Source organism: Pokkaliibacter sp. MBI-7 (assembly GCF_029846635.1).
GTDB lineage: Bacteria > Pseudomonadota > Gammaproteobacteria > Pseudomonadales > Balneatricaceae > Pokkaliibacter.
Genome location: NZ_JARVTG010000001.1, coordinates 2,802,179 through 2,825,324, shown reverse-complemented (window position 1 = coordinate 2,825,324; position 23,146 = coordinate 2,802,179). Strand labels below are relative to the sequence as shown.

The following is a 23,146-nucleotide window of genomic DNA, read 5'->3' as shown; positions in this document are numbered from 1 at the left end:
CAGACGGGGGGACAAAATCAAGCATTTTTTGCAATGTTTTGATCTTGTTTGACAGGTTTAGGTGTTTGATGGAAGATTAAAACCGTCAAAACCTGTCAAAACCTGCGCAACCCGCCGTAAATGTCGCTCAGTATGACAGCTTTTGCTTGCACCGAACCAGTGTTGACGCCTGATTGCCCGCCCTGTGTGCCTGTCTGGCGGGTCATCACCCTGCGGTGCAGCAACCTGTTCCGACCCGAATTCTTTTTGACTTCATTAATGCGGATAACTGACTGAGGCTCCCATGACGCAACAAAAACAATACTCTCAGAATGAGAACAGTCTGATCGAAAACCGCTGGGACGACGCCCACGCCGCCACCCTGAGCGAACCTGAACTGCTGCTGTACCGCTCCAATCTGCTGGGCGCCGACATGCGCGTCACCAATTATGGCGGTGGCAATACCTCCGCCAAGATTCTCTGCCATGACCCGCTGAGCAAGGAACAGGTGCCGGTGCTGTGGGTCAAGGGCTCGGGCGGTGACATCGGCAGCATCCGCTTGGATGGCTTCGCCACCCTGTATATGGACAAACTGGAAAGCCTCAAGCAGCTCTACCGCGGCGAACAGTACGAAGATGAGATGGTCGGCTACCTGCCGCACTGTACCTTCAACCTCAACAGCCGCGCCGCCAGTATCGACACACCGCTGCACGCCTTTGTGCCCTTTGCCCACGTTGACCACCTGCACCCGGATGCCGTGATCGCCATTGCCGCCGCCAGGAACAGCAAGGCCCTGACCGAAACGATCTATGGCAGTGACATCGGCTGGCTGCCCTGGCGCCGCCCCGGTTTTCAGCTCGGTCTGGAGCTGGAAAAGCTGGCCAAAGCCAACCCCCACCTGCGCGGCATCGTGCTGGAAGCACATGGCCTGTTCACCTGGGGTGACAGCTCCAAAGACTGCTACCTGACCTCGCTGGAGATGATCAACAAGGCACAGCGCTGGCTCGACGACCAGCTGCAGGATGTCGCCGCGTTCGGCGGTGACGCCTGCCAGAGTCTGGACAGCGAGGCCCGTCGTGCCGTGGCTGCCCGGCTGATGCCGGTGATTCGCGGTAAAACCAGCCAGCGTCAGCGTCAGATCGGCCATTTCAACGACAGCGCCGAAGTGCTGCAGTTCGTCAATTCGCAGTCGCTGCGCGCCCTCGCCGAGCTGGGCACCTCCTGCCCCGACCACTTCCTGCGCACCAAGATCAAACCGCTGGTACTCGACTTCGACCCGGCCAGTGACAACCTGTCGCAGGTGATCGATGGCCTCGACCGCCAGCTGGCTGCCTACAATGCCGACTATGAAGCCTATTATCAGCGCTGCCGCCATGCCGACAGCCCGGCAATCCGTGATGCCAACCCGGTGATCTACCTGATTCCCGGCGTCGGCATGCTGTCGTTCGCCAAAGACAAGGCCACCGCCCGTATTGCCGGTGAGTTCTACGTCAACGCCATCAATGTCATGCGCGGTGCCGCCGGGGTCAGCGAATACATGGGCCTGCCCGAGCAGGAAGCCTTCAATATCGAATACTGGCTACTGGAAGAAGCCAAACTGCAGCGTATGCCGAAGCCTAAATCACTGGCCGGGCAGATTGCCGTGATCACCGGCGGTGCCGGTGGTATTGGCCGGGCCACCGCCCGCCGCCTGCTGAGTGAAGGGGCCTGCGTGATGCTGACCGATATTGATCAGCACAGTCTGGATGAAGCCGTCGCCGGGTTTGCTCAGGCCTTTGGCGCCGATCAGGTCGCCGGCGTGGTGATGGATGTGCGTCAGGAAGAGCAGGTGGCGGCGGCCCTGTGCGCGACCGCACTGGCCTTTGGTGGGGTCGACATTCTGGTCTCCAATGCCGGGATCGCCTCTTCCGCACCGATTGAGGAAACCTCACTGGCCATGTGGCAGCATAATCAGGATATTCTCTCCACCGGTTATTTCCTGGTGTCCCGCGAAGCCTTCAAGATTATGAAAACCCAGCAGATGGGCGGCTCGATGATCTTTGTCGCCAGCAAAAACGGGCTGGTGGCCTCTGCCAACGCCGCCGCCTACTGCACCGCCAAGGCTGCTGAAATTCAGCTGGCCCGCTGTCTGGCACTGGAAGGCGCACCGCTGGGTATTCGCGTCAATGTGGTCAACCCCGATGCAGTGCTGCGCGGCTCGAAGATCTGGACCGGCAAGTGGAAGGAAGAACGCGCCAGCGCCTACAACATGTCTACTGATGAGCTGGAAGAACACTACCGCCAGCGCAGTCTGCTGAAGCGTAATGTGTTCCCCGAAGATATCGCTGAGGGGGTGTACTTTTTCGCCGCCGAAGCTTCATCCAAGTCCACCGGCAACGTGCTGAATGTGGACGCCGGGCATGCGCCTTCCTTCACCCGCTGATAGCCGCCAGACCGCTGACAAGGACAACAACAATGAGCACTTTGATGATTTCCGCCGATCTGATTGGCGAACAGAACCGTCAGGCCGACGCCTCACTGGATGCCGATTATGCCCACCTGCAGAGCAGACTGGCACGGCACGGTGTGGATATAGAAACCCTCACCGCCAGGGCGCAGCAGTTTGCCGTCGCGCTGCCGTCCTGGGGAGTAGGCACCGGCGGCACCCGCTTTGCCCGCTTTCCCGGCACCGGTGAGCCGCGCAATATTTTCGAGAAGATGGATGACTGTGCTGTCATTCAGCAGCTGGTGCGGGTCACGCCCAAGGTCTCTCTGCATATTCCGTGGGACACCCCCTCCGACCCCAGTGAGCTGAAGGAGGTGGCTGCCAGCCGCGGGCTGGGCTTCGATGCCATGAACTCCAACACCTTTCAGGACCAGCGTGATCAGGCGCTGTCATACAAGTACGGCAGCCTCAGCCACAGCGAGGCAGCAGTGCGCCAGCAGGCCATCGAACACAATATTCAGGTGATTGAGCTGGGCGAAAAACTCGGCTCCAAAGCACTGACGGTGTGGATCGGTGACGGCTCCAACTTCCCCGGCCAGCAGCACTTCAGCCGCTCCTTTGCCCGCTATATCGACAGTGCCCGGGCCATTTATGCGGCGCTGCCGGCTGACTGGAACATGCTGCTGGAACACAAGATGTTTGAGCCGGCGTTCTATTCCACCGTCATTCAGGACTGGGGCAGCAACTATCTGGCCGCCACCTCGGTCGGCGAGCGCTGCCAGTGTCTGGTCGACCTCGGCCATCACGCGCCCAACGTCAATATCGAGATGATCGTCGCCCGGCTGGCACAGTTCGGCAAACTCGGCGGCTTCCACTTCAACGACAGCAAGTACGGTGACGATGACCTCGACAGCGGCTCCATCAACCCGTATCAGCTGTTTCTGGTCTTCAATGAGCTGGTGGATATTCAGACCCAGCAGCCGGACTACGTGCCGTTCTACATGCTGGACCAGTCACACAACGTCACTGATCCGATTGAGAGCCTGATGTACAGCGCCGCCGAAGTGCAGCGGGCCTACGTCAAGGCACTGCTGGTCAACCGTACCGCGCTGGAGCAGTACCAGCAGGGCAATGATGCGTTGATGGCGCAGGCTACCCTGAAGCAGGCCTACAATCTGGATGTTGAGCCGATCCTGCAGATGGCCCGCCAGCGCAGTGGCGGTGCCATTGATCCGATCGCCTGCTATCGCGTCAGCGGCTACCGTCAGCAGTGTGCGGCGGCCCGTCCGGCGGCGAAAGGTGCGTCAGGCTCCGGTATCGTCTAGCGGTAACACAGGCTTCGCCACCCGCAGGCGACAGCGGGTGGCGAAGGTGTGTACCGGTGCTGATACCGCCGCTCAGGATGGCCGGAACGCCGGCACGACCTGCTCGATAAACAGCTGCAGTGAACGCTTTTTCTCCGCAAAGGGCAGACTGTTGTCGCACCAGAAGCTGAATTCATCCACTCCCAGCGCTTCGTAATAGCGCACCCGGGCAATGACTTCCTCCGGCGTACCGATCACCAGATTGCGATGCAGATTGTCGAGGTCGTATTCCGGCCGCGCGGCCACCTCCTCCAGACTGATGGCATCAACAAAGCCATTGACCGGCGTCTGTTTGTTGCGGAACCAGCCCTCAAAGGTGCGGTAGAAGCGTGACATGGCACGTGCGCCCACCTGCCACTCGTCATCATGGTGCTCATGCACGAAGGTGTGACGCAGTACCATCAGCTGCGGCCGCGCCACCTCAGGATGGTTGCTCAGCGCGGTCTCGAACTTACTGACCAGATCAGCCACTTCCTCATCCCCCTTCATCAGCGGCGTGACCATCACGTTGCAGCCGCTGGCAATGGCGAAGTCGTGGGAGTTGGGGTCACGGGCGGCAATCCACATCGGCGGGGTTGGCTGCTGCAGCGGCCTGGGCACACTGGTGGAAGTGGGGAACTGCCAGATATCGCCCTGATGGGCATAGTCACCCTGCCACAGCGCCCGCACCGCCGGCACCATCTCGCGCAGATGCAGGCCGCCGTCGGAGGCTGGCATGCCGCCCGCCATGCGGTCAAACTCAAACTGATAGGCACCGCGGGCCAGCCCGACCTCCATGCGGCCATTGCTGATCACATCCAGCAGCGCACACTCACCTGCCACCCGCAGCGGATGCCAGAACGGCGCGATGATGGTGCCGGCGCCGAGGCGGATGGTGGAGGTCTGGCCGGCCAGATAAGCCAGCAGCGGCATCGGGCTGGGGGAGATGGTGTATTCCATGGCGTGGTGTTCGCCGATCCAGACGGTACGGAAACCACCGGCTTCGGCCATCTGGCTCAACTCGGCCAGCTGTTCAAACACCTCACGGTGGCTGACGGACTCGTCAAAACGCTCCATATGGATAAACAAAGAGAACTTCATGGTGGTTACCTCGTTTGCCATCGGCTGCAGCAACCCTGCGCCGGTTCGAGTATGAACGTAATGGTCGATAGTGCTTCCCGCCGGCAGCGGCCTGCTGCCGCTGTCCGCTGTGGTGCTGACACGACGTTACGGCGCCGTGCTCCGCTGAATGTCTTCTGCCTTCCAGTCGCTGTAGACGCAGGCATCTTCCACCTGCCAGCGCACCCGGACGCTGTCGCCGTTCTGTAGCGGCAGCACCTGGCTGGACAGCGACTTCACTGTCATCCGGCTGCCCTCTGCGGTGATCACGCTGCAGGTCAGGCTTTCACCGAGGAAGACCACTTCCTCAACGGTCGCGCCGATCTCATTCCAGCCGACGGGCAGCGGCGTGGCGGCCGCCTGCTGCGGGTCCAGTGCCAGTGCTTTTTCCGGCCGTACCATCAGCATCAGCGCCTGCCCGGCACGCACACCGGGAGTGTGGCGCATGGCCAGGGTTTGCCCGGCAAAGTCTGCACTGTGCTGACTGCTGGCCCGGCAGGCGAGGAAGTTGGAGTTGCCAAGGAAGGAGGCAACAAAGGCATTGGGCGGGTTCTGGTACAGCTCATAGCCACTGCCGAGGCCGACAATTTTGCCGTAGCTGAAAATGGCAATGCGCTGTGACAGGCGCATTGCCTCTTCCTGATCGTGGGTAACGTAAACAATGGTGATACCCAGCCGCCGGTGCAGATGACGCAGCTCGTCCTGCAGGTCTTCACGCAGTTTCTTGTCCAGCGCGCCCAGTGGCTCGTCCATCAGCAGGATGCGCGGTTCGTATACCAGCGCCCGGGCGATGGCCACGCGCTGCTGCTGACCTCCGGACAGATGGGCCGGGCGGCGGTGGGCAAACTTTTCCAGCTGCACCAGCCGCAGCATGTCGTCTACCCGGCGCTGACGCTCGCCCGCATCCTGCTTGCGGATCGTCAGCGGGAAAGCGATGTTGTCGCGCACGGACAGGTGAGGAAACAGCGAGTAGCGCTGGAACACCATGCCGATGTCACGCTTGTGGGGTGGCACCTTCACCAGCGACCGGCCACCGACCAGAATGTCGCCACTGCTGGGGGTCTCAAAACCGGCCAGCATCGACAGGGTGGTGGTTTTACCTGAGCCACTGGAACCGAGAAAAGTGAGGAATTCACCGTCACGAATATCCAGTGACAGATCATCCACCGCGACGAAGTCACCGTAGTGTTTGTGCAGATGGCGCAGACTGACCAGCGTATCGCTGGCAGGCGCAGTGGCCTCGGGGTGGGCGCTCGCTTGCAGCACGGCATTCATAATTCACTCCTTCCACCGACGGCAGGCGCCGGGCATAGCTTGTTGAGGATGCGGACCGGAGGTCAGCTGCGTGCGTCACTGCGCCGCCGCAGCCAGGCCGCGCTGCACATCACCATCACCGACAGAGCAATCAGCAGGGTCGAGGCCACCGCGATCACCGGGGTCAGATCCTGGCGCAGGGTCGACCACATTTTTACCGGCAGGGTCTGCAGGGTCGGGCTGGCCATCATCACGCTCAGCACCACCTCATCCCACGACACCAGAAACGCGAACAGGGCACCGGAGATCACCCCCGGTTTGATCGATGGCAGCGTGACCCGCCAGATCGCCTGCCAGCGTGACGCCCCGCAGATCACCGCCGCATCCTCGATGGAGCGGTCAAACAGCTTCAGCGAATTGATGATGGCTATGACGGTGAAAGGCAGTGCCACGATGACGTGACTGACAACAAAGGCAAACAGGGTGCCGGTGTAACCCAGCTGCAAAAACAGGCCGTACACCGCCACCGCAATGATCACCAGCGGTACGATCATCGGCAGGGTAAACAGGCCGTACAGCAGCTCGCGTCCGGGAAAGCGGCCGCGTACCAGTGCAAAGGCCGTGGGCATCCCCAGCGCCACGGCAAAGACCGTGGTCAGCACCGCCACCTTGAGGCTGGCCACCGCCGCCAGCATCCAGCCGCTGCTGGCAAAGAACTCGCTGTACCACTTGAAGGTCCAGCCCGGCGGCGGAAACACCAGCCACTGTGAGGAACCAAACGACAACAGCACGATAAAAACGATGGGCAGCAGCAGAAACAGGGCAATCAGGCCGGTCAGCAGATACAGACCGCCCTTCAGTTTCGGGCCCATGGCATTGGGAGTCAGCAGCATACTTACTTACCTCCTGCGCCCACCGGCGATTCCGGCTGCAGCTTCAGATAGAGGTAGAACAACACCAGCGTGAGCAGCACCAGCAGCGCCGCAGCGGCACTGGCCAGCCCCCAGTTAAGGAAAGACTGCACCTGCTGGATGATGAATTCAGGCAGCATCATGTTCTGCGCACCGCCCAGCAGGGCTGGCGTGACGTAGTAGCCGAGGGACATGACGAACACCATCAGACCACCGGAAAACAGCCCCGGGCGACACAGCGGCAGAAATACCCGCCAGAAGTTGACCCACGGACTGGCGCCACAGATGGCACCGGCCTGCAGCACCATGGGATCAAGCGCCTGCATGGTGGCCTGCAGCGGCAGTACGATAAAGGGCAGCATGATATAGCTCATGCCGATCACCACGCCGGTCAGGTTGTTGACCATTTCCAGCGGCTCATCGATCAGCCCGAGGCTCATCAGCAGTGAGTTAATCACCCCCGACCCCTGCAGCAGTACCAGCCACGAATAGGTGCGGGCCAGCAGGCTGGTCCACATCGACAGCAGCACGATATTTAGTACCAGACGCCCCCAGCCGCGGGGCACCAGCGTGATGACCCAGGCCAGCGGAAAGGCCAGCAGCACGCTGATCAGCGTGACCAGTGTGGCCACCGCAAAGGTGTTGAACAGCACGCGGGCATAGGCCGCGTTGGCGAACAGCTGGGCATAGTTGCCCAGCCCCGGCTGCGGCTCGGTAAAGCCCCGCAGCAGCAGGCCCAGCAAGGGCAGAAGAAAAAAAGCCCCGAGAAACAGCAAGGCCGGCAGCAAGGCGGCGCTGCCACGCCAGCGTTGCAGATCCAGCCAGCCCTGCGGCGTGCGGGACTGGGAAAGAGGGCGGCCGGGAGCGGCCAGGGTGCGCGCGGCACCCTGGCTGTCAGCCCCTGCCGGCAGCGAACGGACGGTTGAGCTGACCTCTGCCATTACTGCACCAGCCATTCGTTCCAGCGGCTGGCAATATCGGCCCCGTTTTTGGCCCAGTAGGCATAATCGAGAGTGATCTGATCCGCCGCATGAGCAGTGGGCAGACTGGCTGCCAGACTGCTGTCGAGCTGACTGACGCTGTCGGTATTGATCGGTGCATAGGCGGTCAGGTTGGCAAACTCTGCCTGACCTTTGGCGCTGCTGGCTTCAGCCAGAAACTTCATCGCCGCCTCCTTGTTCTTCGCCCCCTTGGGCACCACCAGAAAATCAGCCATGACCAGATTCTGCTTCCAGCTCACGCCCACCGGCGCGCCGTCTTTCTGCAGGGCGTAGACCCGGCCATTCCAGAACTGGCCCAGCGTGGTTTCACCGGAAGCCAGCAGCTGCTGCGATTTGGCACCGCTACCCCACCAGACGATGTCTTTTTTGATGGTGTCGAGCTTTTTGAAAGCACGGTCGAGATCCAGCGGATAGAGCTTGTCTGCCGGTACGCCGTCAGCCAGCAGTGCCAGCTCCAGCACACCGGGGCTGGGCCACTGGTACAGCGCGCGCTTGCCGGGATAGGTTTTGGTATCAAACAGGGCGCTCCAGTCTGCCGGAGAGCCAGACTTGACCTTGCTCTTGTTGAAGCCGAGGACGAAGGAGAAATAGAAGGAGCCGACACCGTGGTCAGAGACGAAGCGCGGGTCGATCTTGCTCTTGTCGATCACACTGAAGTCCATGGGTTCCAGCAGACCTTCAGCCGCGGCGCGCAGGGCGAAGTCTGCCTCCACATCGACCACATCCCACTGCACGTTCTTGCTCATCACCATGGCCTTGAGCTTGCCGTAGTCGGTCGGGCCATCCTGCACCACCGCAGTGCCCGTGCTGGCAGTAAAGGGCTCTGCCCAGGCTTTTTCCTGCGCCTCCTGGGTGGAGCCGCCCCAGCTGACAAAATTCACACTGCTGGCTGCCGCCCAGCCGCTGCTCATCATCATGCCTGCCGCCAGCAGTACCAGCGCACCTTTCTTCACCACCATCTCATAGCCCTCGTTGTCATGTCGGTATACACGGGCGAAGCCCGCGAGTCTGGAACAGTGGCCGCCGGAGCACTGTGCCCGGTGGCGGCCGGTCGTGGCAGCCCGCTGTCTTCACCGGCACGCATACGGCACATCAACTGATGGTATGCCAAACGTTCGTGCACAGTTCGACCTGACGACATCCCTGCTGAACACCAGCAAGATACGCACCAGATAGCGGGCCATGGCGTTACGTACCAGGCGAACCTGGCTGACTTTCTCGGTATTGCGATATGTCTACGTGTTACGACTCAATGACGCGTTCTGCTGCGGAGTGTACTCCGCTATACCGGGCTCCCTGCCCCGCCCCCGCACGATGCAGGATCTCCGGGGGACGGCGGATCAATCCGCAGCGCCCTTCCCTCATGCTGACACGCTGGCCGCTATGACTGCCGGCCTTGTTATAGATGGCGGTCAGGCAGAGCTGCCTGCCGCCGCTGCCTGTCCACCGCTGACGGCAACAGGCTGATAAGGAATGTTCTCTACCACTTCGAGGTCATAACCGGTCAGACCGGCGTACTTCAGAGGTGCGCCCAGATGACGCAGCTTGCCGACACCGAGATCCTGCAGAATCTGCGCTCCGGTGCCGACTTCGGAATAGATACGGGAATGGGAGGGCTGAAAGCGCGGACGGGCGCGGGTCAGCTGCGGTACCCGCTCAAGCAGGGCCTGTGACGACTCATTGTTGGCCAGCGCCACCACCACACCCTGACCTTCTGCAGCCACTTTTTCCAGCGCCGCCCACAGCGTCCAGTTCTGTGGCCCGGTGTACTCGGCACCGACCAGATCACGTAATGGATCAATCACATGCACCCGCACCAGGGTCGGCTGCTGGCGCTCGATCTCACCCATCACCATGGCCATGTGTACCCCGCCGGTCAGGCGGTCTTCATAAGACACCAGCCGGAAGGTGCCGTGCACTGTCGGCAGTTCACGCTCACCGACCCGCTGCACGGTGTGCTCATGGCTCAGGCGGTAATGGATCAGATCAGCGATGGTGCCGATACGAATACCGTGATGACGGGCAAAACGCTCCAGATCAGGGCGGCGCGCCATGCTGCCATCATCATTCATCACCTCGACAATCACCGCCGCCGGGGTCAGCCCGGCCAGCCGGGCCAGATCACAGCCCGCCTCGGTATGACCCGCGCGGGTCAGTACACCGCCATCGCGGGCGCGCAGCGGGAAGATGTGCCCTGGCTGCACCAGATCATCCGCCTTGCTGCCGGCGGCCACGGCGACCTGCACGGTACGGGCACGGTCAGCGGCGGAGATCCCGGTCGTGACGCCGCTGGCCGCTTCAATGGATACGGTAAAAGCGGTGGCATAGGCGCTGCCGTTGCTGGCCACCATCTGGCCGAGGCCCAGACGCTGGCAGTGTTCTTCCGTCAGGGTCAGGCAGATCAGGCCACGTGCTTCTCTGGCCATGAAGTTGATGGCCTCAGCGCTGCAGAAGTCTGCCGCCAGCAGCAGATCCCCTTCATTTTCGCGATCTTCATCATCCACCAGCAGGACCATCTTGCCCTGGCGCATGTCGTCGATGATGTCTTCGATGGAGTCAAAAGCCATGTTGCCGGTATCCCTGCTTGCTTAATTTCTCATCACAGGATTATGGTATACCATAATACAAATTGAAGCGGAACAGCTAAATGAGCAGAAATTGTCCAGCTGTTTTGCCCACCTCACCGACTCATCTCAGCAGGAGAACGACTATATGAAAGCCTATTGGATTGCCCACGTGGACGTGACCGATGACGAACAGTACCGCCAGTACATCCAGCGGGCACCGGCGGCCTTTGCCCTATACGGTGGCCGGCTGCTGGCCCGTGGTGGCCAGAGTCAGGCGATGGAAGGTCGCACTACGCCGCAGCGCAGTGTGGTGATCGAGTTTGACTCCTACCAGCAGGCGCTGGCCTGTTATCAGTCAGAGGAATACCAGCAGGCCTGCCAGTACCGTCAGGGGGCAGCACATGCCGAGGTGATTATTGTGGAAGGAATGGCCTGAGCGGCAAAGGATAAGGGCAGGCGGTACGTCAGCGCACAAAGTGCACCGTACCGCCGGCGTTATACTTTTCCAGCAGCCAGTAATTCACGAAGACTCTGGGGAGAAGCAAACACAAACTCACGCCCATATTTACGCTTGCGCAATAACCCCCAGACATCTGACATGCGCAATAGGTCCGTACGCGCCGTCTGATAGCTGATAGCATGAGAACTTTGATGTTCCTGTATGCGGTAAATCGCACCTGGATTTTTCAGAGCATGTTTCAGTAGCGATAACTGCCGATGATTCAGCTCACCTCGTGCCCGTGAACGCTCCAGTAAGCTTTCTGCTTCCTCAAGTTCTGAGGCCTTACGCTGGAGGTAGTTCTGCAACGACACTACAGCCTCCTTGATGACCTGAACCTGATGAATGAGAAAGTAGGTCAGGTCATTTTCATCCGTTTCGACATGCAGATAAGCTTTGCCATATTGCACAGGAGCTTGCTTGATAATGTTGGATATTGAGATGTACTCCATTAGCCAATACCCATACTTTGACATTGCCCAGTAGAACAGTGCTCGCGCAGTACGACCATTGCCATCCACAAAAGGATGATCATACCCAATCATAAAATGTAGCAGGATCGCCTTGATCACCGGGTGAACGAATGCATCTTCATCGGTTTGGTTGGCAAACCAGCATAATCTGCTCATTCGCTCAGGTAACTCGTCCGCAGCGGGCGGCGTATGCAATACTTCCTGCACACTACTGTCTACAACATGGATGTCATCCGCCATGTGCCGATAGTGGCCAGCTTTGCTGGCCTCTTCCAACGTCCCCTGAGTCAAGATGCGATGTAGCTCCAGCATCAAGGGTTCAGTCAGGTCATCCTCCCGGAACTCTCGAATTAAGCGCATGGCAGCATAGTTGTTGTAGATCATCTGTTCACTGTGATCTTTCGGTGTGCGGTTCTGCCTGAGCATTTCCTTGGCAACATTACGAGTTGTTGAAGCGCCCTCAAGCTGACTAGAACTGATAGATTCCTCTATCAAAGAACTAACTAGATAGGTGTCTCGGGTATGTGCATTGGTCACAGGAGAATTCATAGAAATGCTGCCAGCCGTATTCTGATCCAGCCAATGCAGCTCTTTTTGCAACACATCAGGGACGCAATACCAGAAGTTACTTCCGTCTTTAGCCAGAAAAGGCGTTTTTTTTTGCATCTTTCGTCGAGCAGTTTTCATGGCGAACCAGTAAGACTCACTGGTGAAGCCCTCTGGCGCAGGTAAGTATTTGACTTTCTCCCAATGCAGATAACGCCCCTTGGTATCGGTTGCGCCAATACTAGAGGTCATCACCTTAGTCAGCACATCATTGCCACCATCCACATTCAGTAGCTTAGCTAGCAGCTGCTGATAGGGAATGGGAGACTCGGGTATTTTCACGACAGCTCCATTTACTAATATTTTGATAATTAGTTTTTAACAAAATTATGAGTAAAAAGCCGTCCTGTCAAAGTAACTCGATGCACTGAAGCACACGCATAAAGGTCAGCGCACAAAGTGCACCGTACCGCCGGCGTCGCTGCCCATGTAGATACCAAAGATGCCGTTGCGCTGTTCATCGATATAGCGCTCGAGAATCTGGCGGATAGCAGGATAGGAAATGTTGTCCCAGGGCATCTCAGCAGGGGCGAAAAAGCGACAGGCGGCCGTCTCTTCACCGAACTGCCCGCTCTCTTCCAGGACCCGCGCGCGAAACACGATATACACCTCGCTGATAGCAGGCACACTGAAGATCGAATACGGCGCGATGATCTGCGCACGGATACCGCTTTCTTCCCACACCTCACGCAGGGCAGCCTGCTCGGTGGTCTCACCGTTTTCCATAAACCCTGCAGGCAGCGTCCAGCTGCCAGCCCGCGGTTCGATGGCGCGCTGGCACAGCAGATAGCCGCCATCACGCTCGATAATGCAGCCGGTGATGACTTTGGGATTCTGGTAGTGAATATGGTGACACGCCGGGCACACCAGCCGCAGGTGTGTATCACCGGCAGGCTGGCGATATTGCAGCCCCGGCTGACCACACTGCGGACAAAAGCGCGGCGTGCTCATGGCTCAGCGCCCGATACGCGGCTCATCAACGACGATGGGATTGGTGATATCACGGCCCTGCTCCGCCTCGCCATCCTGCTGGGCACGCAGATAATCCAGCGCCACTCGGGCAGCGGAGCGTACGTGGTCCACCGAGGCCTGATGCGCTCGCTGCGGATCTCCGGTTTTGATCGCCGCGACGATCTGCTGCATTTCCTCATTGCTGCTGGCACGGCGGTTTTTCTGCGATACCGAAGTAGCACGCAGATAGCTGATACGGGCCTGCAGCTGGCGCAGCTGGGTGGCAGCGATGCGGTTACCGGCACCTTCCATCAGCACTTCATAGAAATGCTGCACGGTCTCCAGCACCTGCGTCAGCTCACCGCTCTGCAGTGCCTGACTGTTGGCTTCCAGCGCCTGCTCCAGCGCCGTGATGTCAGCGGCACGGGCATTGAGGGTAAACAGCTGCACGATCAGCCCTTCCAGCACCATACGCAGCTCATAGATATCGCAGGCATCGGCCAGGGTGATCACCGCCACCCGCGGGCCTTTGGAGCCATCAAACTCGACCAGCCCCTCCGACTCCAGATGACGCAGCGCCTCGCGCACCGAGGTACGGCTGACGCCAAGACGATCACACAGGTCACGTTCGACCAGGCGATCACCCGGCAGCAGCTGGAAATTCATGATGGCACTGCGCAGTTTATCGAGGACGATCTCGCGCAGGGTAACGGGATTACGACTGACCTTGAAGTTGTCATCGAGGGGCATTCGTAGCATGGCAGCAGCTCGTTCTGGGGCTGGCATCAATCACAGCACAATGGCAGCAGATGAATCGGGAAACACGCCCGGCGCAGGCATGGCTGGCCGGCACACACAGGGCGACAGTGCCGGCAAGTGTAGCATGCTCACCGGCCATCCACATCGCGTGTATGCCGTATACCAGATGACATCATGGTGTGACCGGTGCATGACAGCGGCCCGTACTCAGGCCAGCTGCGGCATCTCTCCCAGCTTGCCACGGTGATACAGCATCGGCAGCAGTGGCTGCTCCGGTACGATCAGATTCTCTACCGCGCCGACAATGATGGCGTGATCCCCGCCTTCGTATTCGCGCCAGAGCGTGCACTCGATGATCGCGGTCGCGCCTTCCAGCAGCGGGTTGCCGCGCTCGCTCAGCTGCCAGCTCACATCTTTGGCCTTATCGCGCCCCTTGCTGGCAAACGCATAGGCCATGCCCTGCTGTCCGGCCGCCAGCAGATGAATCGCAAACTGCTGACGTTCACGCAGCACCGGGTAGGAGTCGGCGCTGTAGTTCGGACAGAACAACACCAGCGCCGGGTCCAGTGACAGCGCACTGAAGGCGCTGGCGGTCATCCCGACCACTGCCCCCTGCTGATCAAGCGTCGTAATCACGGTCACCCCGGTGGGAAACGACCCCATGACTTCTTTGTATACCGCTGCATCAATCATCTTGCTGTACCTCGAACGCCATTAACGCATCACAAAAGGGTCAGGCATGGGCGCCTGTGACAGGTTGATCCATACCGTCTTGGTTTCGCTGTAGGCCAGCACTGAGTCGATACCGCTTTCGCGGCCGTAGCCACTGTGGTTAAAGCCGCCAATCGGCGCCATCGCGGACACCGCACGGTAGGTGTTGACCCAGATGATGCCGGAGCGGATGCCCCGCGCCAGCCGGTGCGCACGACCCAGATCACGGGTCCAGATACCCGCAGCGAGCCCGAACTGGCTGTCGTTGGCCAGCGCCAGCGCATGTGCTTCATCATCGAAGGGCATCACCGCCGCCACCGGACCGAATACTTCTTCCTGCATGATGCTCATGGCGTGGCGATCACACTCCAGCAGCGTCGGCCGGTAATACCAGCCCTGACTGTCCAGATCAGGGCGCTTGCCGCCGGTGCGCAGCCGCGCGCCTTCGGCCTGAGCCTTCGCCACCAGCGACTCCACGACCGCCAGCTGCTGCGCGGTGGCCATCGGCCCCATTTCGCTGCTGTCCAGCTGCGGATGGCCGATGCAGATCTGTTCTGCCCGTGCCGCCAGCCGGCTGACGAACTGGTCGTAGATATCGCGCTGTACCAGCAGCCGTGAACCGGCTACACAGCTCTGTCCGGAAGCGGCATAGATGCCGGCCACCACGCCGTTGAGGGCGCTGTCGAGATCGGCATCGGCGAAGATGATGTTGGGTGACTTGCCACCCAGTTCGAGCGACAGCCGGGCGAAGTTTTCCGCACTGCTGCGCACCACATGACGGGCCGCCTGCATACCGCCGGTAAAGGCCACTTTGCGTACCAGCGGATGGCTGCTCAGCGCCGCCCCCGTGGTCGGGCCAAAGCCGGTCACGACATTGACCACGCCGGGCGGAATACCGGCCTCAAGGGCCAGCCGGGCCAGCTCCAGCACGGTCGCGGACGCATGTTCGGAGGGTTTGAGTACGATGGTGTTGCCCGCCGCCAGGGCGGGGGCCAGTTTGATCGCGGTCAGGTACAGCGGGCTGTTCCAGGGGATGATGCCGGCCACCACACCCAGTGGTTCGTGCACGGTGTAGGCAAACAGATCCGTTTTATCCAGTGGCAGCGTGCCCCCTTCGAGCTTGTCGGCCAGCCCGGCGTTGTAATAGAAGAACTCAGGCAGATAACCCACCTGTCCACGGGTTTCGCGGATCAGCTTGCCGTTGTCGCGGCTTTCCAGCTGTGCCAGTGCTTCCTTGTGTTGCGCAATCAGGTCACCCAGACGCCGCAGCAGCTTACCCCGCGCCGTGGCCGTCAGCCCGCGCCAGGCCGGACTGTCAAAGGCACGCTGGGCCGCCTGCACCGCCAGATCGACATCGTCTGCGCTGGCATCGGGCAGCTCCGCCCAGGGCTCGGCCGTGGACGGGTCGAAACTGCGAAAGGTCTGTCCGCTGCGGGCAGGCAGCCATTGCCCATCAATACACATCTGGAATTGCGTTAACGCCATACCCTGTCCTCCGTCGTGCTTTGCTCTGTCTGGCAGATTCAGTGAGTGCCGTGGTGGTACTGGTGTGCTGACTTGATACAGCGATGCGGCGGTGTGCCCACGCGGCCTGCTGGCACACAGGCGCCGCCACGCGCTTACGAGGCCCGCCCGCTCAGCTGCAACGGGCTCTCAATCCGGCGCAGAAAGCGCAGCAGCATCTGATTGACTTCTTTTGGTGCTTCCACTGCCATCATGTGGCGCTGTTCGCGCAGTACCACGACTTCCGCTCCGGTGATGCAGTCCGCCAGCTGGCGGGCCATTTCCGGGGTCGAGCCGGGATCCAGCTCGCCGGTAGCGATCAGTGTCGGCACTTTGATGGAGTCCAGCGCCTCCGCACCGTACATATCTTCGGTGGCAAACAGCCGGTAAGTGGTCAGGTAACCCTGCGGGTCGTTGCCTGCCAGAATCTGCCGGATGGCGCTGATCTGGGCAGCGCTGGCAGCCTGATATTCCTGACTGAACCAGCGCGCCAGCGCGGCTTCCGCGTTGGCATCAGGCCCCATAGCCGCCGCCTGATCAGTACGGGCGAGAACACCCTGACGCTGTTCTGCCGTACGTCTGAAGACACTGTTGAGAATCACCAGCCCCTGCAAACGTTCCGGGTAATGCAAAGCAAATGCCCGTGCCACCAGCCCGCCCATAGAGAAGCCGATCACCGTTGCCTGCGCCAGCTGCAGATGATCCAGCAGTTCGGCCAGCTGGGCGGCATAACTGGCCAGTGTGGCATCGCTGGCCGGTGGCTGGCTGGCGCCATGACCGAGCATGTCGTAGGCGATGACCTGATAGCGTGGTGCGAGGCCGACAAACTGCCCGCCCCACATCTCCTTGTTCAGTCCCACGCCATGAATCAGCACTACCGGCCTGCCACTGCCCTGACAGAGGTAACTGGTGCCCGCCGGGGTCGTCTGTGCCATCGAAGGATGCATAGCCCTGTCTCCCTGTGGTGGCTCAGCCAGCCTGTTCCGCCGCCAGCTGCTGCAGATCGAGGTAACGGTTGCCGATCCGTGGATGCAGGCGGCCACCGTCAGAGGCACCGAGCACGACGACGATTTCATTGGCACGGGGCGCATCTTCGATCTGCATTTCCAGCGTGATGTAGTGCGAACGCAGGCCTTCGTCATCCTTGTGCATCATCGGAATCTGGATCGAGGTGCCGGGGCCGCCACGCTTGTTGGTAAAACTCAGGTAGCTCTTGGCATTCACTGCCTGACGGTAGTGATTGCCAAAGCGCAGGGTATGGATCACTCCCGAAGCATGCTCGATCTCACCTTCAGCGCCGACCACCGCTGCCTTGCCATACGCTTCAACCCGGTGCGCGCCGCCCACCAGCGCGGTGAGCTTTTCCACCATCAGCGCACCCAGATCGGAGCAGCCTGCCTTGATCTCGGGCTGCAGGTCGTCGACAAACCCACGCCCCAGCCAGGGGTTGGTGATCACCACCGCCAGCCCGGCCATGGTCACCGGTTGTTCTGCGGCTTTGCCGCCTTCGATAAAGGTTTGCTCGACATGGCTGACGATCTTGCGAATTTCAAAGCTCATGGTCTGCTCCTGCACAATTAAGTATTCCGTCTTATGGTATACCATAATATATTTTGTGCAATTGCTATCTTGATCAAAGCCTGAACAGGTCAGGGACCGGCTCTGGTAATCCGCTGCGAGCGCACCTATAAAGCTAGCCAGTGAGCCTGTGGCCACACCCCGAGCCCCCCGCATCCTGATGTCGTACCGGAGAATGCCCGACCGTGTCTTATCTTGACCCCGTTGAACTGCCCAAAGCCTATCGTCTGCTCAATCACGGCCCGACCGTGCTGGTCAGCAGTGCCGCCCACGGCCAGCGCAATATCATGGCGGCCGCCTGGGCCATGCCGCTCGACTTTGACCCGCCCAAAGTGCTGGTCGTGGTGGATCGCAACACCCTGACCCGCGAACTGATGGAAGCCTCAGGCGTGTTTGCACTGCAGGTGCCTTCCACAGAACAGGCACAGCTGACCATGGATGTCGGTACCTGTTCCGGTCGTGATGGGGATAAATTCCGTCAGTTTGCTATCGCCAGCCATAGCGGCTCGGCCATTGATGTGCCGCTGGCCGATGGCTGCTTGGCTTATCTGGAATGCCGCATCATCAACGAGCCGCACAACCAGCAGCGCTACGATCTGTTTATTGGCGAAGTGGTGGCGGCCAGAGCAGACCGGCGCGCCTTCAGCGAGGGTCGCTGGCACTTCGAAGGAGAGGCGCCGCGCTCGCTGCACTACGTGGCGGGAGGGGCGTTCTTTGCCACCGGCGATGCCTTCAGCGTCAATGGCAGCGCCGACGGCGAGTAAGGCTGACAAAGAAAAAACACCACGGGCCGCTATCAGCGCCGTGGTGTCGGAAGGTGCTCAGGATGGCTGCGTCTGTCTGCGCTCCGCAAAGAGCAGGTTGCTGATCAGCGCGGCCAGCGCAGATACACCTGCAGCCCGTTCTGACCGTCATCGCGGTCCTGCAGCTGCCAGTCGATATGCAGCGCATCACAGATGCGGCCAACAATCGCCAGCCCCAGACCCGCGCCGTCGCGGCCAGTATCCAGCCGCACAAAACGCTGCTGCACTTCGCTGCGGCGGGCGGCGGGAATCCCGGCGCCCCGGTCACGCACCAGACACAGCACTTCACTGTCGTTTTCGCGCAGTTCCACTTCAATCAGGCTGCCGGCATCACTGTATTTGCTGGCGTTTTCCAGCAGGTTGCGCAGCACCACGCTGAGCAGGATGGGTTCGCTCTGCACTTCGCCCGCCTGTCCGGTCAGCTCAATTTCCTTACCCTTGGCCAGCACCTGATCGGCCATTTCACCGAGCAGCTCTTCCAGCAGGGTATCCAGTGCTACCGGCTGCAAACGTAAGGTCGCCAGCCGGTGTTCCAGCCGCGCCAGACTGAGCAGCTGGTCCACCACCCGCGCCAGCCGCCGCACGCTGTTGCGAGCCTGAGTGATACCGGGCTGATCGGCACTGAACTCATCCAGCTGCAGCTGCAGTGCTGCCAGCGGCGAGCGCAGTTCATGGGCGACATCAGAGGCAAACCCCCGCTCGCGCTGCAGGGTATCGTTGAGGCGCAGAATCCAGCCGTTAAGGCTTTGCGTGAGCTGCTGAATCTCTTCGGTACGCGACGGTGATGGCAGGGTGCTGAGATCATCGGCAGGGCGTCTGCTCAGACGCTGTGCCAGCACCGACAATGGCGACAGGCTGCGGTGAATAACGATACCGAGAATAAACAGCAGCAGCACCAGCACGGCGATGTTGGGTAGCAACATCGCTTCCAGCGTTTCTTCCAGCGCCACATCGCGTACGTCCAGCGACTGCCACAGGCGGGCACGGATCGGTACGTCGTCCAGCACCAGATCGAAAGTACGCCAGCGCAGGCCGCCAAAGTCATGCCAGCCAAACCCGGCCTTCTCGATCGGCTCACGCGGTAAGTCCTCCGGCCACCAGCGTTGCAGTTTGGCATCCCATAACTGCAACCGCGAACTGACCAGATGGTAGCCCTGATCCATCACCCAGTCGGCGGGCAGCCCTTCAAACTGGCGCTCAGTCAGATTGGTGGCGATCTTTTCGGTGTCTTCGGCCGGCAGGTTCTTCAGCCACAGGCTGGTCCAGCCAGCCTGACTGAGCAGGTCGCTGTCGAGCACCTCCTCCATTTCTTCCTGCCCTTCGCTGTAGATCCAGACAAAACTGGTGATCTGGCCTATGGCCACCAGACTCAGCACCGTCACCAGCAGGATACGGCGCAGACTCATTCAGCCAGCTCCAGCCGGTAGCCCACGCCGCGTACGGTGCGAATAGCATCTTTGCCGAGCTTTTTCCGCAGATGGTGGATGTGCACTTCCAGCGTGTTGCTCTCCACCTCTTCACCCCAGCCGTACAGCTGTTCTTCCAGCCGGCTGCGGGTGATGACCTGCCCGGAGCGTTCCGCCAGTGCGCGCAGCAGCATGAACTCACGGCGGTTGAGCTGCAGATCCGCCTCACTCAGCCACGCTCGCAGCTGTCCGGGGTCCAGCCGTAATGCCCCGAGCCGCCACTCTTCCGAGCTTTTGCCGCGCTGACGCCGCCCCAGTGCCCGCAGCCGGGCCTGTAATTCGGCCAGTTCAAAGGGTTTGACCAGATAGTCATCGGCCCCGGCATCCAGCCCGCTAACCCGGTCTTCCAGTGCATCGCGGGCGGTGAGAATCAGGGTGGGCATGGTATTACCCTCGTTACGCAGCTTGCGCAGCAGACTCAGGCCATCGCCATCAGGCAGGCCCAGATCCAGTACCAGCAGGTCGAAATGTTCGGTGCTGGTATGCAGCGCCGTCCAGGCCTGCTGGCCACGACTGACCCAGTCCACCACATCACCGGCCTTCTGCAGCCCTCTGACCAGCACCTCTGCCAGCGCCTGATCGTCTTCCACCATCAATATACGCATTGTGTACCCTTATCCATGCTCACCCACGCAGCGAACACTAGCTGCCGATCCTTTAGCCAACCTTAAGCCACTCAGGCCTGGCTATCTTTCCTGAACAGCTCACTGATCATGCCGAGGCTGCCGAGGGTAGCGCTGGCTTCATAGGGCAGGAACACCCGTTCGCCGTCTTTGGCAATCTGCGGCAGGGTGTTGAGGTAGTCCTTGGCGATCAGATAGCCAATCACCTTGCTCTTGTCGACATCACTGCCCAGCGCCTCGGTCAGCAGATTGATCGCCTGCTGCTGGCCCTCGGCCGTCAGAATCGAGGCTTCCCGCTCCCCCTGCGCGCGCAGAATGGCGGCCTGACGCTCACCTTCGGCGGTTTCGATCGCGGCCTGACGCTCACCTTCGGCCCGCCGTACCACGGCGCGCCGCTCACGTTCGGCCGTCATCTGCTTGCGCATGGCATCCTGAATTTCATCGGGGATCTGGATGTCCTGAATCTCCACCCGCGTCACTTTGACGCCCCATTTGTTGGCCGCCTCATCAAGTACGGTTTCCAGACTCGCGTTAATTTCCTGACGCGACTCAAACAGCTTGTCCAGTTCCATCTTGCCGATCTCTGAACGCAGGGTAGTCTTGGCCAGCACCTCAATAGACTGGATCAGGTTTTCCACCTGATAGACCGCCCGCTGCGGGTCGATGATCTGGTAATACAGCACGCCGTTGATCATCACACTGACGTTGTCGGTGGTGATCACCGACTGGCCGGGGAAGTCCAGCACGGTTTCACGGCGATCAATACGGCTGGTCTCGACCATGATGGCCGCCGCATGTTCGCCCATGTAGCGTTTCACCTTGATCGCCCGCGGCAGGTCGACAAAAGGCACAATCCAGTTGACGCCGGGTTCAAGGGTCTTGTGATAGCTGCCGAGGCGTTCAATAACCACCGCCTCCGACTGCTGCACGATACGCAGCCCCTTGATCAGTATCACCATCGCCAGTACAGCGATGACCAGGGTGATCAGCAGACCACCTGTCAGTTGCACATCCATGAGTTATCTCCTTCTGCTGTTGTTGTATATGAGCCCGGCTTACACCAGCCGGACCAGTCGTTTACCCAGATTGTCCCCCCGCAGCAGGCCGATCAGTGCCGCAGGTACGGTATCGAGACTGCCCTCAAGCACATCCAGCTGCCAGTGCAGTGTGTCCAGCAGGGCGGGCATGGCCTGCCGGAATGCCGGCAGTCGCTGCTCATAGTGGGGGGCGACATAGGGCAGCACCTGTACCCGTCGCCGCTGCAGCTGCGCCAGATTGGCCGGCGCCTGCCGCGGCTGGGCACGCTGGTACTGGCTGATCAGCCCGCACAGCACCACTCTGCCGCCTTCGCGCATCAGTTCATTAACACCATGAAACACCTGCCCCCCGATCAGCTCGAAATTCAGGCTGATGCCCTGTGGCGCATGTTGTGCCAGGGTGGTGAGAAAATCCCGGTGGTGATGGTCGAGCACCTCGGTAAAGCCCGCCTGTCGCAACCACTGGCGCTTGTCTTCACGGCCAGCAGCGACAATCACCCGCGCTCCGGCCTGTCTTGCCAGCTGGGCCGCCAGCGAGCCCACGGCGCCGGCAGCGGCGCAGACCAGTACCGTATCGTCCGGGCCGGGCTGCCCCAGCTGCATGCCCAGCCAGGCAGTAAAGCCGGTCATCCCCAGCGGGTGCATACAGTCCAGCGGCGGTGTTTCGGTACGCTGCTGCCACAGGGTCGCGGCTGCGGCAATCAGCCGCTGCTGCATCGGCAGATGACCAATGGCCCAGTCGCCTGCCTGCCACTGCGGATCGGCACTGGCTTCCACCTGTGCCAGCGTCCAGCCGGACAGCACGCTGCCCGCCTGCCAGTGCTCAATATAGTCATAGCCACTGGCCTGCATGCGGGTACGCATATAGGGGTCAACACTGATATAGCAGGGGCGCAGCAACAGCTGGCCGGGCTGCAACTGGCTGGCGGTGGGGGCAGGCACGCTGTGCAGGTAAAAGTCGCCGGGCTGCAGCTCAGCAGCAGGCCGCTGTGCCAGCCGCAGCTGCTGTACGGCGCCTGCGGGCATCACGACAGGCATGGGCGGGCCCTGGCCGTAATCCCTTCAAACCCCAGCACGTCCACTTCGCTGCCCACCTGCCAGGGTTGTTCATCTGCCTGCGCCGCCAGCGGGTAAAAGGTGCCGTCAATGCGCACACCGATCCGGCCGTTGTGTTCCACCACCCGGGTACGCACCTTGTAATGCTGCTCACCCACCATCGCCACCGCACTGTTGCCACCTGACTGCTGGCGACGGCGATAGGCGCCGATGGCCAGCGGGATCAGAATGACTGCGGCAATGGCCACGCCCAGCAGTTGCAACTTGAATTCAACACCCATGCTCGCCAGCAATGCGCCGGGCAGGCAGGCCAACCCCAGTGCCAGTGCCACAAAGGCCGCGCCGAGGACTTCCCCTACGGCCAGCAACAAACCGACGATGACCCAGATCTGCCAGGGTTCCATTGACCACATTGTCTGTCTCTCCTTGTTGGGCGCTCCGTCACGAACGCTCTGCTCACAGCTGTTGTACTCACCGCCATC

General features: G+C 60.6%; 22 protein-coding genes. 4 read left to right on the top strand and 18 right to left on the bottom strand.

Translation table 11 applies throughout. From position 1 onward, the window contains the following. Nucleotides 1-283 precede the first annotated feature (283 nt). Both QCD60_RS12640 and rhaI read left to right on the top strand, forming a co-directional pair. Complete coding sequence (locus tag QCD60_RS12640; RefSeq protein ID WP_279785771.1) at nt 284-2,401, top strand: bifunctional rhamnulose-1-phosphate aldolase/short-chain dehydrogenase; 2,118 nt, start codon at nt 284-286, stop codon at nt 2,399-2,401. A gap of 32 nt (nt 2,402-2,433) precedes the next feature. Beyond that, nucleotides 2,434-3,729, top strand: coding sequence for an L-rhamnose catabolism isomerase (gene rhaI / locus QCD60_RS12635; RefSeq protein ID WP_279785769.1), 1,296 nt, complete (start codon nt 2,434-2,436; stop codon nt 3,727-3,729). Between the two features lie 72 nt (nt 3,730-3,801). Here the strand turns inward: rhaI and QCD60_RS12630 are convergent, their stop codons facing one another. The 6 genes from QCD60_RS12630 to ribBA form a co-directional block, all read right to left on the bottom strand. Then, nucleotides 3,802-4,848, bottom strand: a complete 1,047-nt coding sequence (locus QCD60_RS12630) for an LLM class flavin-dependent oxidoreductase (RefSeq protein WP_279785766.1) — start codon at nt 4,846-4,848, stop codon at nt 3,802-3,804. 126 nt (nt 4,849-4,974) lie between these two features. Then, on the bottom strand, nt 4,975-6,141 hold the full coding sequence (locus tag QCD60_RS12625; protein ID WP_279785764.1) for an ABC transporter ATP-binding protein: 1,167 nt from the start codon (nt 6,139-6,141) through the stop codon (nt 4,975-4,977). 62 nt (nt 6,142-6,203) lie between these two features. Then, on the bottom strand, nt 6,204-7,013 hold the full coding sequence (locus tag QCD60_RS12620) for an ABC transporter permease (RefSeq protein ID WP_279785762.1): 810 nt from the start codon (nt 7,011-7,013) through the stop codon (nt 6,204-6,206). A gap of 2 nt (nt 7,014-7,015) precedes the next feature. Then, nucleotides 7,016-7,987: an ABC transporter permease gene (locus QCD60_RS12615; protein WP_279785760.1), complete on the bottom strand. Its 972-nt coding sequence runs from the start codon at nt 7,985-7,987 to the stop codon at nt 7,016-7,018. Next, nucleotides 7,972-8,991: a polyamine ABC transporter substrate-binding protein gene (locus QCD60_RS12610; RefSeq protein ID WP_279785758.1), complete on the bottom strand. Its 1,020-nt coding sequence runs from the start codon at nt 8,989-8,991 to the stop codon at nt 7,972-7,974. The genes QCD60_RS12615 and QCD60_RS12610 overlap by 16 nt, the downstream gene beginning before the upstream one ends. Before the next feature lie 453 nt (nt 8,992-9,444). Then, a complete protein-coding gene (gene ribBA, locus QCD60_RS12605; protein ID WP_279785756.1) occupies nt 9,445-10,599 on the bottom strand; it encodes a bifunctional 3,4-dihydroxy-2-butanone-4-phosphate synthase/GTP cyclohydrolase II in 1,155 nt (384 codons plus the stop codon). A 145-nt stretch (nt 10,600-10,744) separates the two neighbouring features. On the opposite strand from ribBA, the gene QCD60_RS12600 reads away from it, so the two are divergent. Beyond that, complete coding sequence (locus tag QCD60_RS12600) at nt 10,745-11,035, top strand: DUF1330 domain-containing protein (protein WP_279785755.1); 291 nt, start codon at nt 10,745-10,747, stop codon at nt 11,033-11,035. Between the two features lie 59 nt (nt 11,036-11,094). Here the strand turns inward: QCD60_RS12600 and QCD60_RS12595 are convergent, their stop codons facing one another. The 7 genes from QCD60_RS12595 to QCD60_RS12565 form a co-directional block, all read right to left on the bottom strand. After that, nucleotides 11,095-12,459, bottom strand: a complete 1,365-nt coding sequence (locus QCD60_RS12595; RefSeq protein WP_279785753.1) for a Fic family protein — start codon at nt 12,457-12,459, stop codon at nt 11,095-11,097. A 105-nt stretch (nt 12,460-12,564) separates the two neighbouring features. Then, complete coding sequence (locus tag QCD60_RS12590; RefSeq protein WP_279785750.1) at nt 12,565-13,128, bottom strand: NUDIX hydrolase; 564 nt, start codon at nt 13,126-13,128, stop codon at nt 12,565-12,567. 3 nt (nt 13,129-13,131) lie between these two features. After that, entirely contained in the window at nt 13,132-13,887 is a 756-nt protein-coding gene (locus QCD60_RS12585) for a GntR family transcriptional regulator (protein WP_279785747.1), read from the bottom strand. Nucleotides 13,888-14,094: 207 nt separating this feature from the next. Beyond that, complete coding sequence (locus QCD60_RS12580) at nt 14,095-14,580, bottom strand: flavin reductase family protein (RefSeq protein ID WP_279785745.1); 486 nt, start codon at nt 14,578-14,580, stop codon at nt 14,095-14,097. 21 nt (nt 14,581-14,601) lie between these two features. Further along, a complete protein-coding gene (locus tag QCD60_RS12575) occupies nt 14,602-16,083 on the bottom strand; it encodes an aldehyde dehydrogenase (protein ID WP_279785743.1) in 1,482 nt (493 codons plus the stop codon). A 134-nt stretch (nt 16,084-16,217) separates the two neighbouring features. Next, complete coding sequence (locus tag QCD60_RS12570) at nt 16,218-17,048, bottom strand: alpha/beta fold hydrolase (protein WP_279785741.1); 831 nt, start codon at nt 17,046-17,048, stop codon at nt 16,218-16,220. A 22-nt stretch (nt 17,049-17,070) separates the two neighbouring features. Continuing rightward, nucleotides 17,071-17,661, bottom strand: coding sequence for an amino acid synthesis family protein (locus QCD60_RS12565; protein ID WP_279785739.1), 591 nt, complete (start codon nt 17,659-17,661; stop codon nt 17,071-17,073). Between the two features lie 203 nt (nt 17,662-17,864). Between QCD60_RS12565 and QCD60_RS12560 the strand changes: the two genes are divergently transcribed. Beyond that, a complete protein-coding gene (locus QCD60_RS12560) occupies nt 17,865-18,443 on the top strand; it encodes a flavin reductase family protein (RefSeq protein WP_279785737.1) in 579 nt (192 codons plus the stop codon). 104 nt (nt 18,444-18,547) lie between these two features. Here the strand turns inward: QCD60_RS12560 and QCD60_RS12555 are convergent, their stop codons facing one another. The 5 genes from QCD60_RS12555 to QCD60_RS12535 form a co-directional block, all read right to left on the bottom strand. Further along, nucleotides 18,548-19,888 (bottom strand): ATP-binding protein, encoded by a 1,341-nt coding sequence (locus QCD60_RS12555; protein WP_279785734.1) that lies wholly within the window; start codon nt 19,886-19,888, stop codon nt 18,548-18,550. Further along, entirely contained in the window at nt 19,885-20,553 is a 669-nt protein-coding gene (locus QCD60_RS12550) for a response regulator (protein WP_279785732.1), read from the bottom strand. The genes QCD60_RS12555 and QCD60_RS12550 overlap by 4 nt, the downstream gene beginning before the upstream one ends. Before the next feature lie 71 nt (nt 20,554-20,624). Then, the gene (locus tag QCD60_RS12545) at nt 20,625-21,587 is read right to left on the bottom strand and encodes a paraslipin (protein WP_279785731.1); all 963 of its coding nucleotides are present in this window, start codon (nt 21,585-21,587) and stop codon (nt 20,625-20,627) included. A 39-nt stretch (nt 21,588-21,626) separates the two neighbouring features. Then, nucleotides 21,627-22,646 (bottom strand): NADP-dependent oxidoreductase, encoded by a 1,020-nt coding sequence (locus tag QCD60_RS12540; RefSeq protein ID WP_279785730.1) that lies wholly within the window; start codon nt 22,644-22,646, stop codon nt 21,627-21,629. Then, a complete protein-coding gene (locus QCD60_RS12535; RefSeq protein ID WP_279785729.1) occupies nt 22,634-23,077 on the bottom strand; it encodes an NfeD family protein in 444 nt (147 codons plus the stop codon). The genes QCD60_RS12540 and QCD60_RS12535 overlap by 13 nt, the downstream gene beginning before the upstream one ends. Between the last annotated feature and the right edge of the window lie 69 nt (nt 23,078-23,146).

What these genes read in the sequence shown, in the direction of transcription:
- QCD60_RS12590 (WP_279785750.1), bottom strand. Translation starts at nt 13,128, where the DNA reads ATGAGCACGCCGCGCTTTTGTCCGCAGTGTGGTCAGCCGGGGCTGCAA.
- QCD60_RS12620 (WP_279785762.1), bottom strand. Translation starts at nt 7,013, where the DNA reads ATGCTGCTGACTCCCAATGCCATGGGCCCGAAACTGAAGGGCGGTCTG.
- QCD60_RS12615 (WP_279785760.1), bottom strand. Translation starts at nt 7,987, where the DNA reads ATGGCTGGTGCAGTAATGGCAGAGGTCAGCTCAACCGTCCGTTCGCTG.
- QCD60_RS12555 (WP_279785734.1), bottom strand. Translation starts at nt 19,888, where the DNA reads ATGAGTCTGCGCCGTATCCTGCTGGTGACGGTGCTGAGTCTGGTGGCC.
- QCD60_RS12570 (WP_279785741.1), bottom strand. Translation starts at nt 17,048, where the DNA reads ATGCATCCTTCGATGGCACAGACGACCCCGGCGGGCACCAGTTACCTC.
- QCD60_RS12580 (WP_279785745.1), bottom strand. Translation starts at nt 14,580, where the DNA reads ATGATTGATGCAGCGGTATACAAAGAAGTCATGGGGTCGTTTCCCACC.
- QCD60_RS12625 (WP_279785764.1), bottom strand. Translation starts at nt 6,141, where the DNA reads ATGAATGCCGTGCTGCAAGCGAGCGCCCACCCCGAGGCCACTGCGCCT.
- rhaI (WP_279785769.1), top strand. Translation starts at nt 2,434, where the DNA reads ATGAGCACTTTGATGATTTCCGCCGATCTGATTGGCGAACAGAACCGT.
- QCD60_RS12640 (WP_279785771.1), top strand. Translation starts at nt 284, where the DNA reads ATGACGCAACAAAAACAATACTCTCAGAATGAGAACAGTCTGATCGAA.
- QCD60_RS12545 (WP_279785731.1), bottom strand. Translation starts at nt 21,587, where the DNA reads ATGGATGTGCAACTGACAGGTGGTCTGCTGATCACCCTGGTCATCGCT.
- QCD60_RS12575 (WP_279785743.1), bottom strand. Translation starts at nt 16,083, where the DNA reads ATGGCGTTAACGCAATTCCAGATGTGTATTGATGGGCAATGGCTGCCT.
- QCD60_RS12540 (WP_279785730.1), bottom strand. Translation starts at nt 22,646, where the DNA reads ATGCCTGTCGTGATGCCCGCAGGCGCCGTACAGCAGCTGCGGCTGGCA.
- QCD60_RS12550 (WP_279785732.1), bottom strand. Translation starts at nt 20,553, where the DNA reads ATGCGTATATTGATGGTGGAAGACGATCAGGCGCTGGCAGAGGTGCTG.
- QCD60_RS12600 (WP_279785755.1), top strand. Translation starts at nt 10,745, where the DNA reads ATGAAAGCCTATTGGATTGCCCACGTGGACGTGACCGATGACGAACAG.
- QCD60_RS12565 (WP_279785739.1), bottom strand. Translation starts at nt 17,661, where the DNA reads ATGAGCTTTGAAATTCGCAAGATCGTCAGCCATGTCGAGCAAACCTTT.
- ribBA (WP_279785756.1), bottom strand. Translation starts at nt 10,599, where the DNA reads ATGGCTTTTGACTCCATCGAAGACATCATCGACGACATGCGCCAGGGC.
- QCD60_RS12585 (WP_279785747.1), bottom strand. Translation starts at nt 13,887, where the DNA reads ATGCTACGAATGCCCCTCGATGACAACTTCAAGGTCAGTCGTAATCCC.
- QCD60_RS12610 (WP_279785758.1), bottom strand. Translation starts at nt 8,991, where the DNA reads ATGGTGGTGAAGAAAGGTGCGCTGGTACTGCTGGCGGCAGGCATGATG.
- QCD60_RS12630 (WP_279785766.1), bottom strand. Translation starts at nt 4,848, where the DNA reads ATGAAGTTCTCTTTGTTTATCCATATGGAGCGTTTTGACGAGTCCGTC.
- QCD60_RS12535 (WP_279785729.1), bottom strand. Translation starts at nt 23,077, where the DNA reads ATGTGGTCAATGGAACCCTGGCAGATCTGGGTCATCGTCGGTTTGTTG.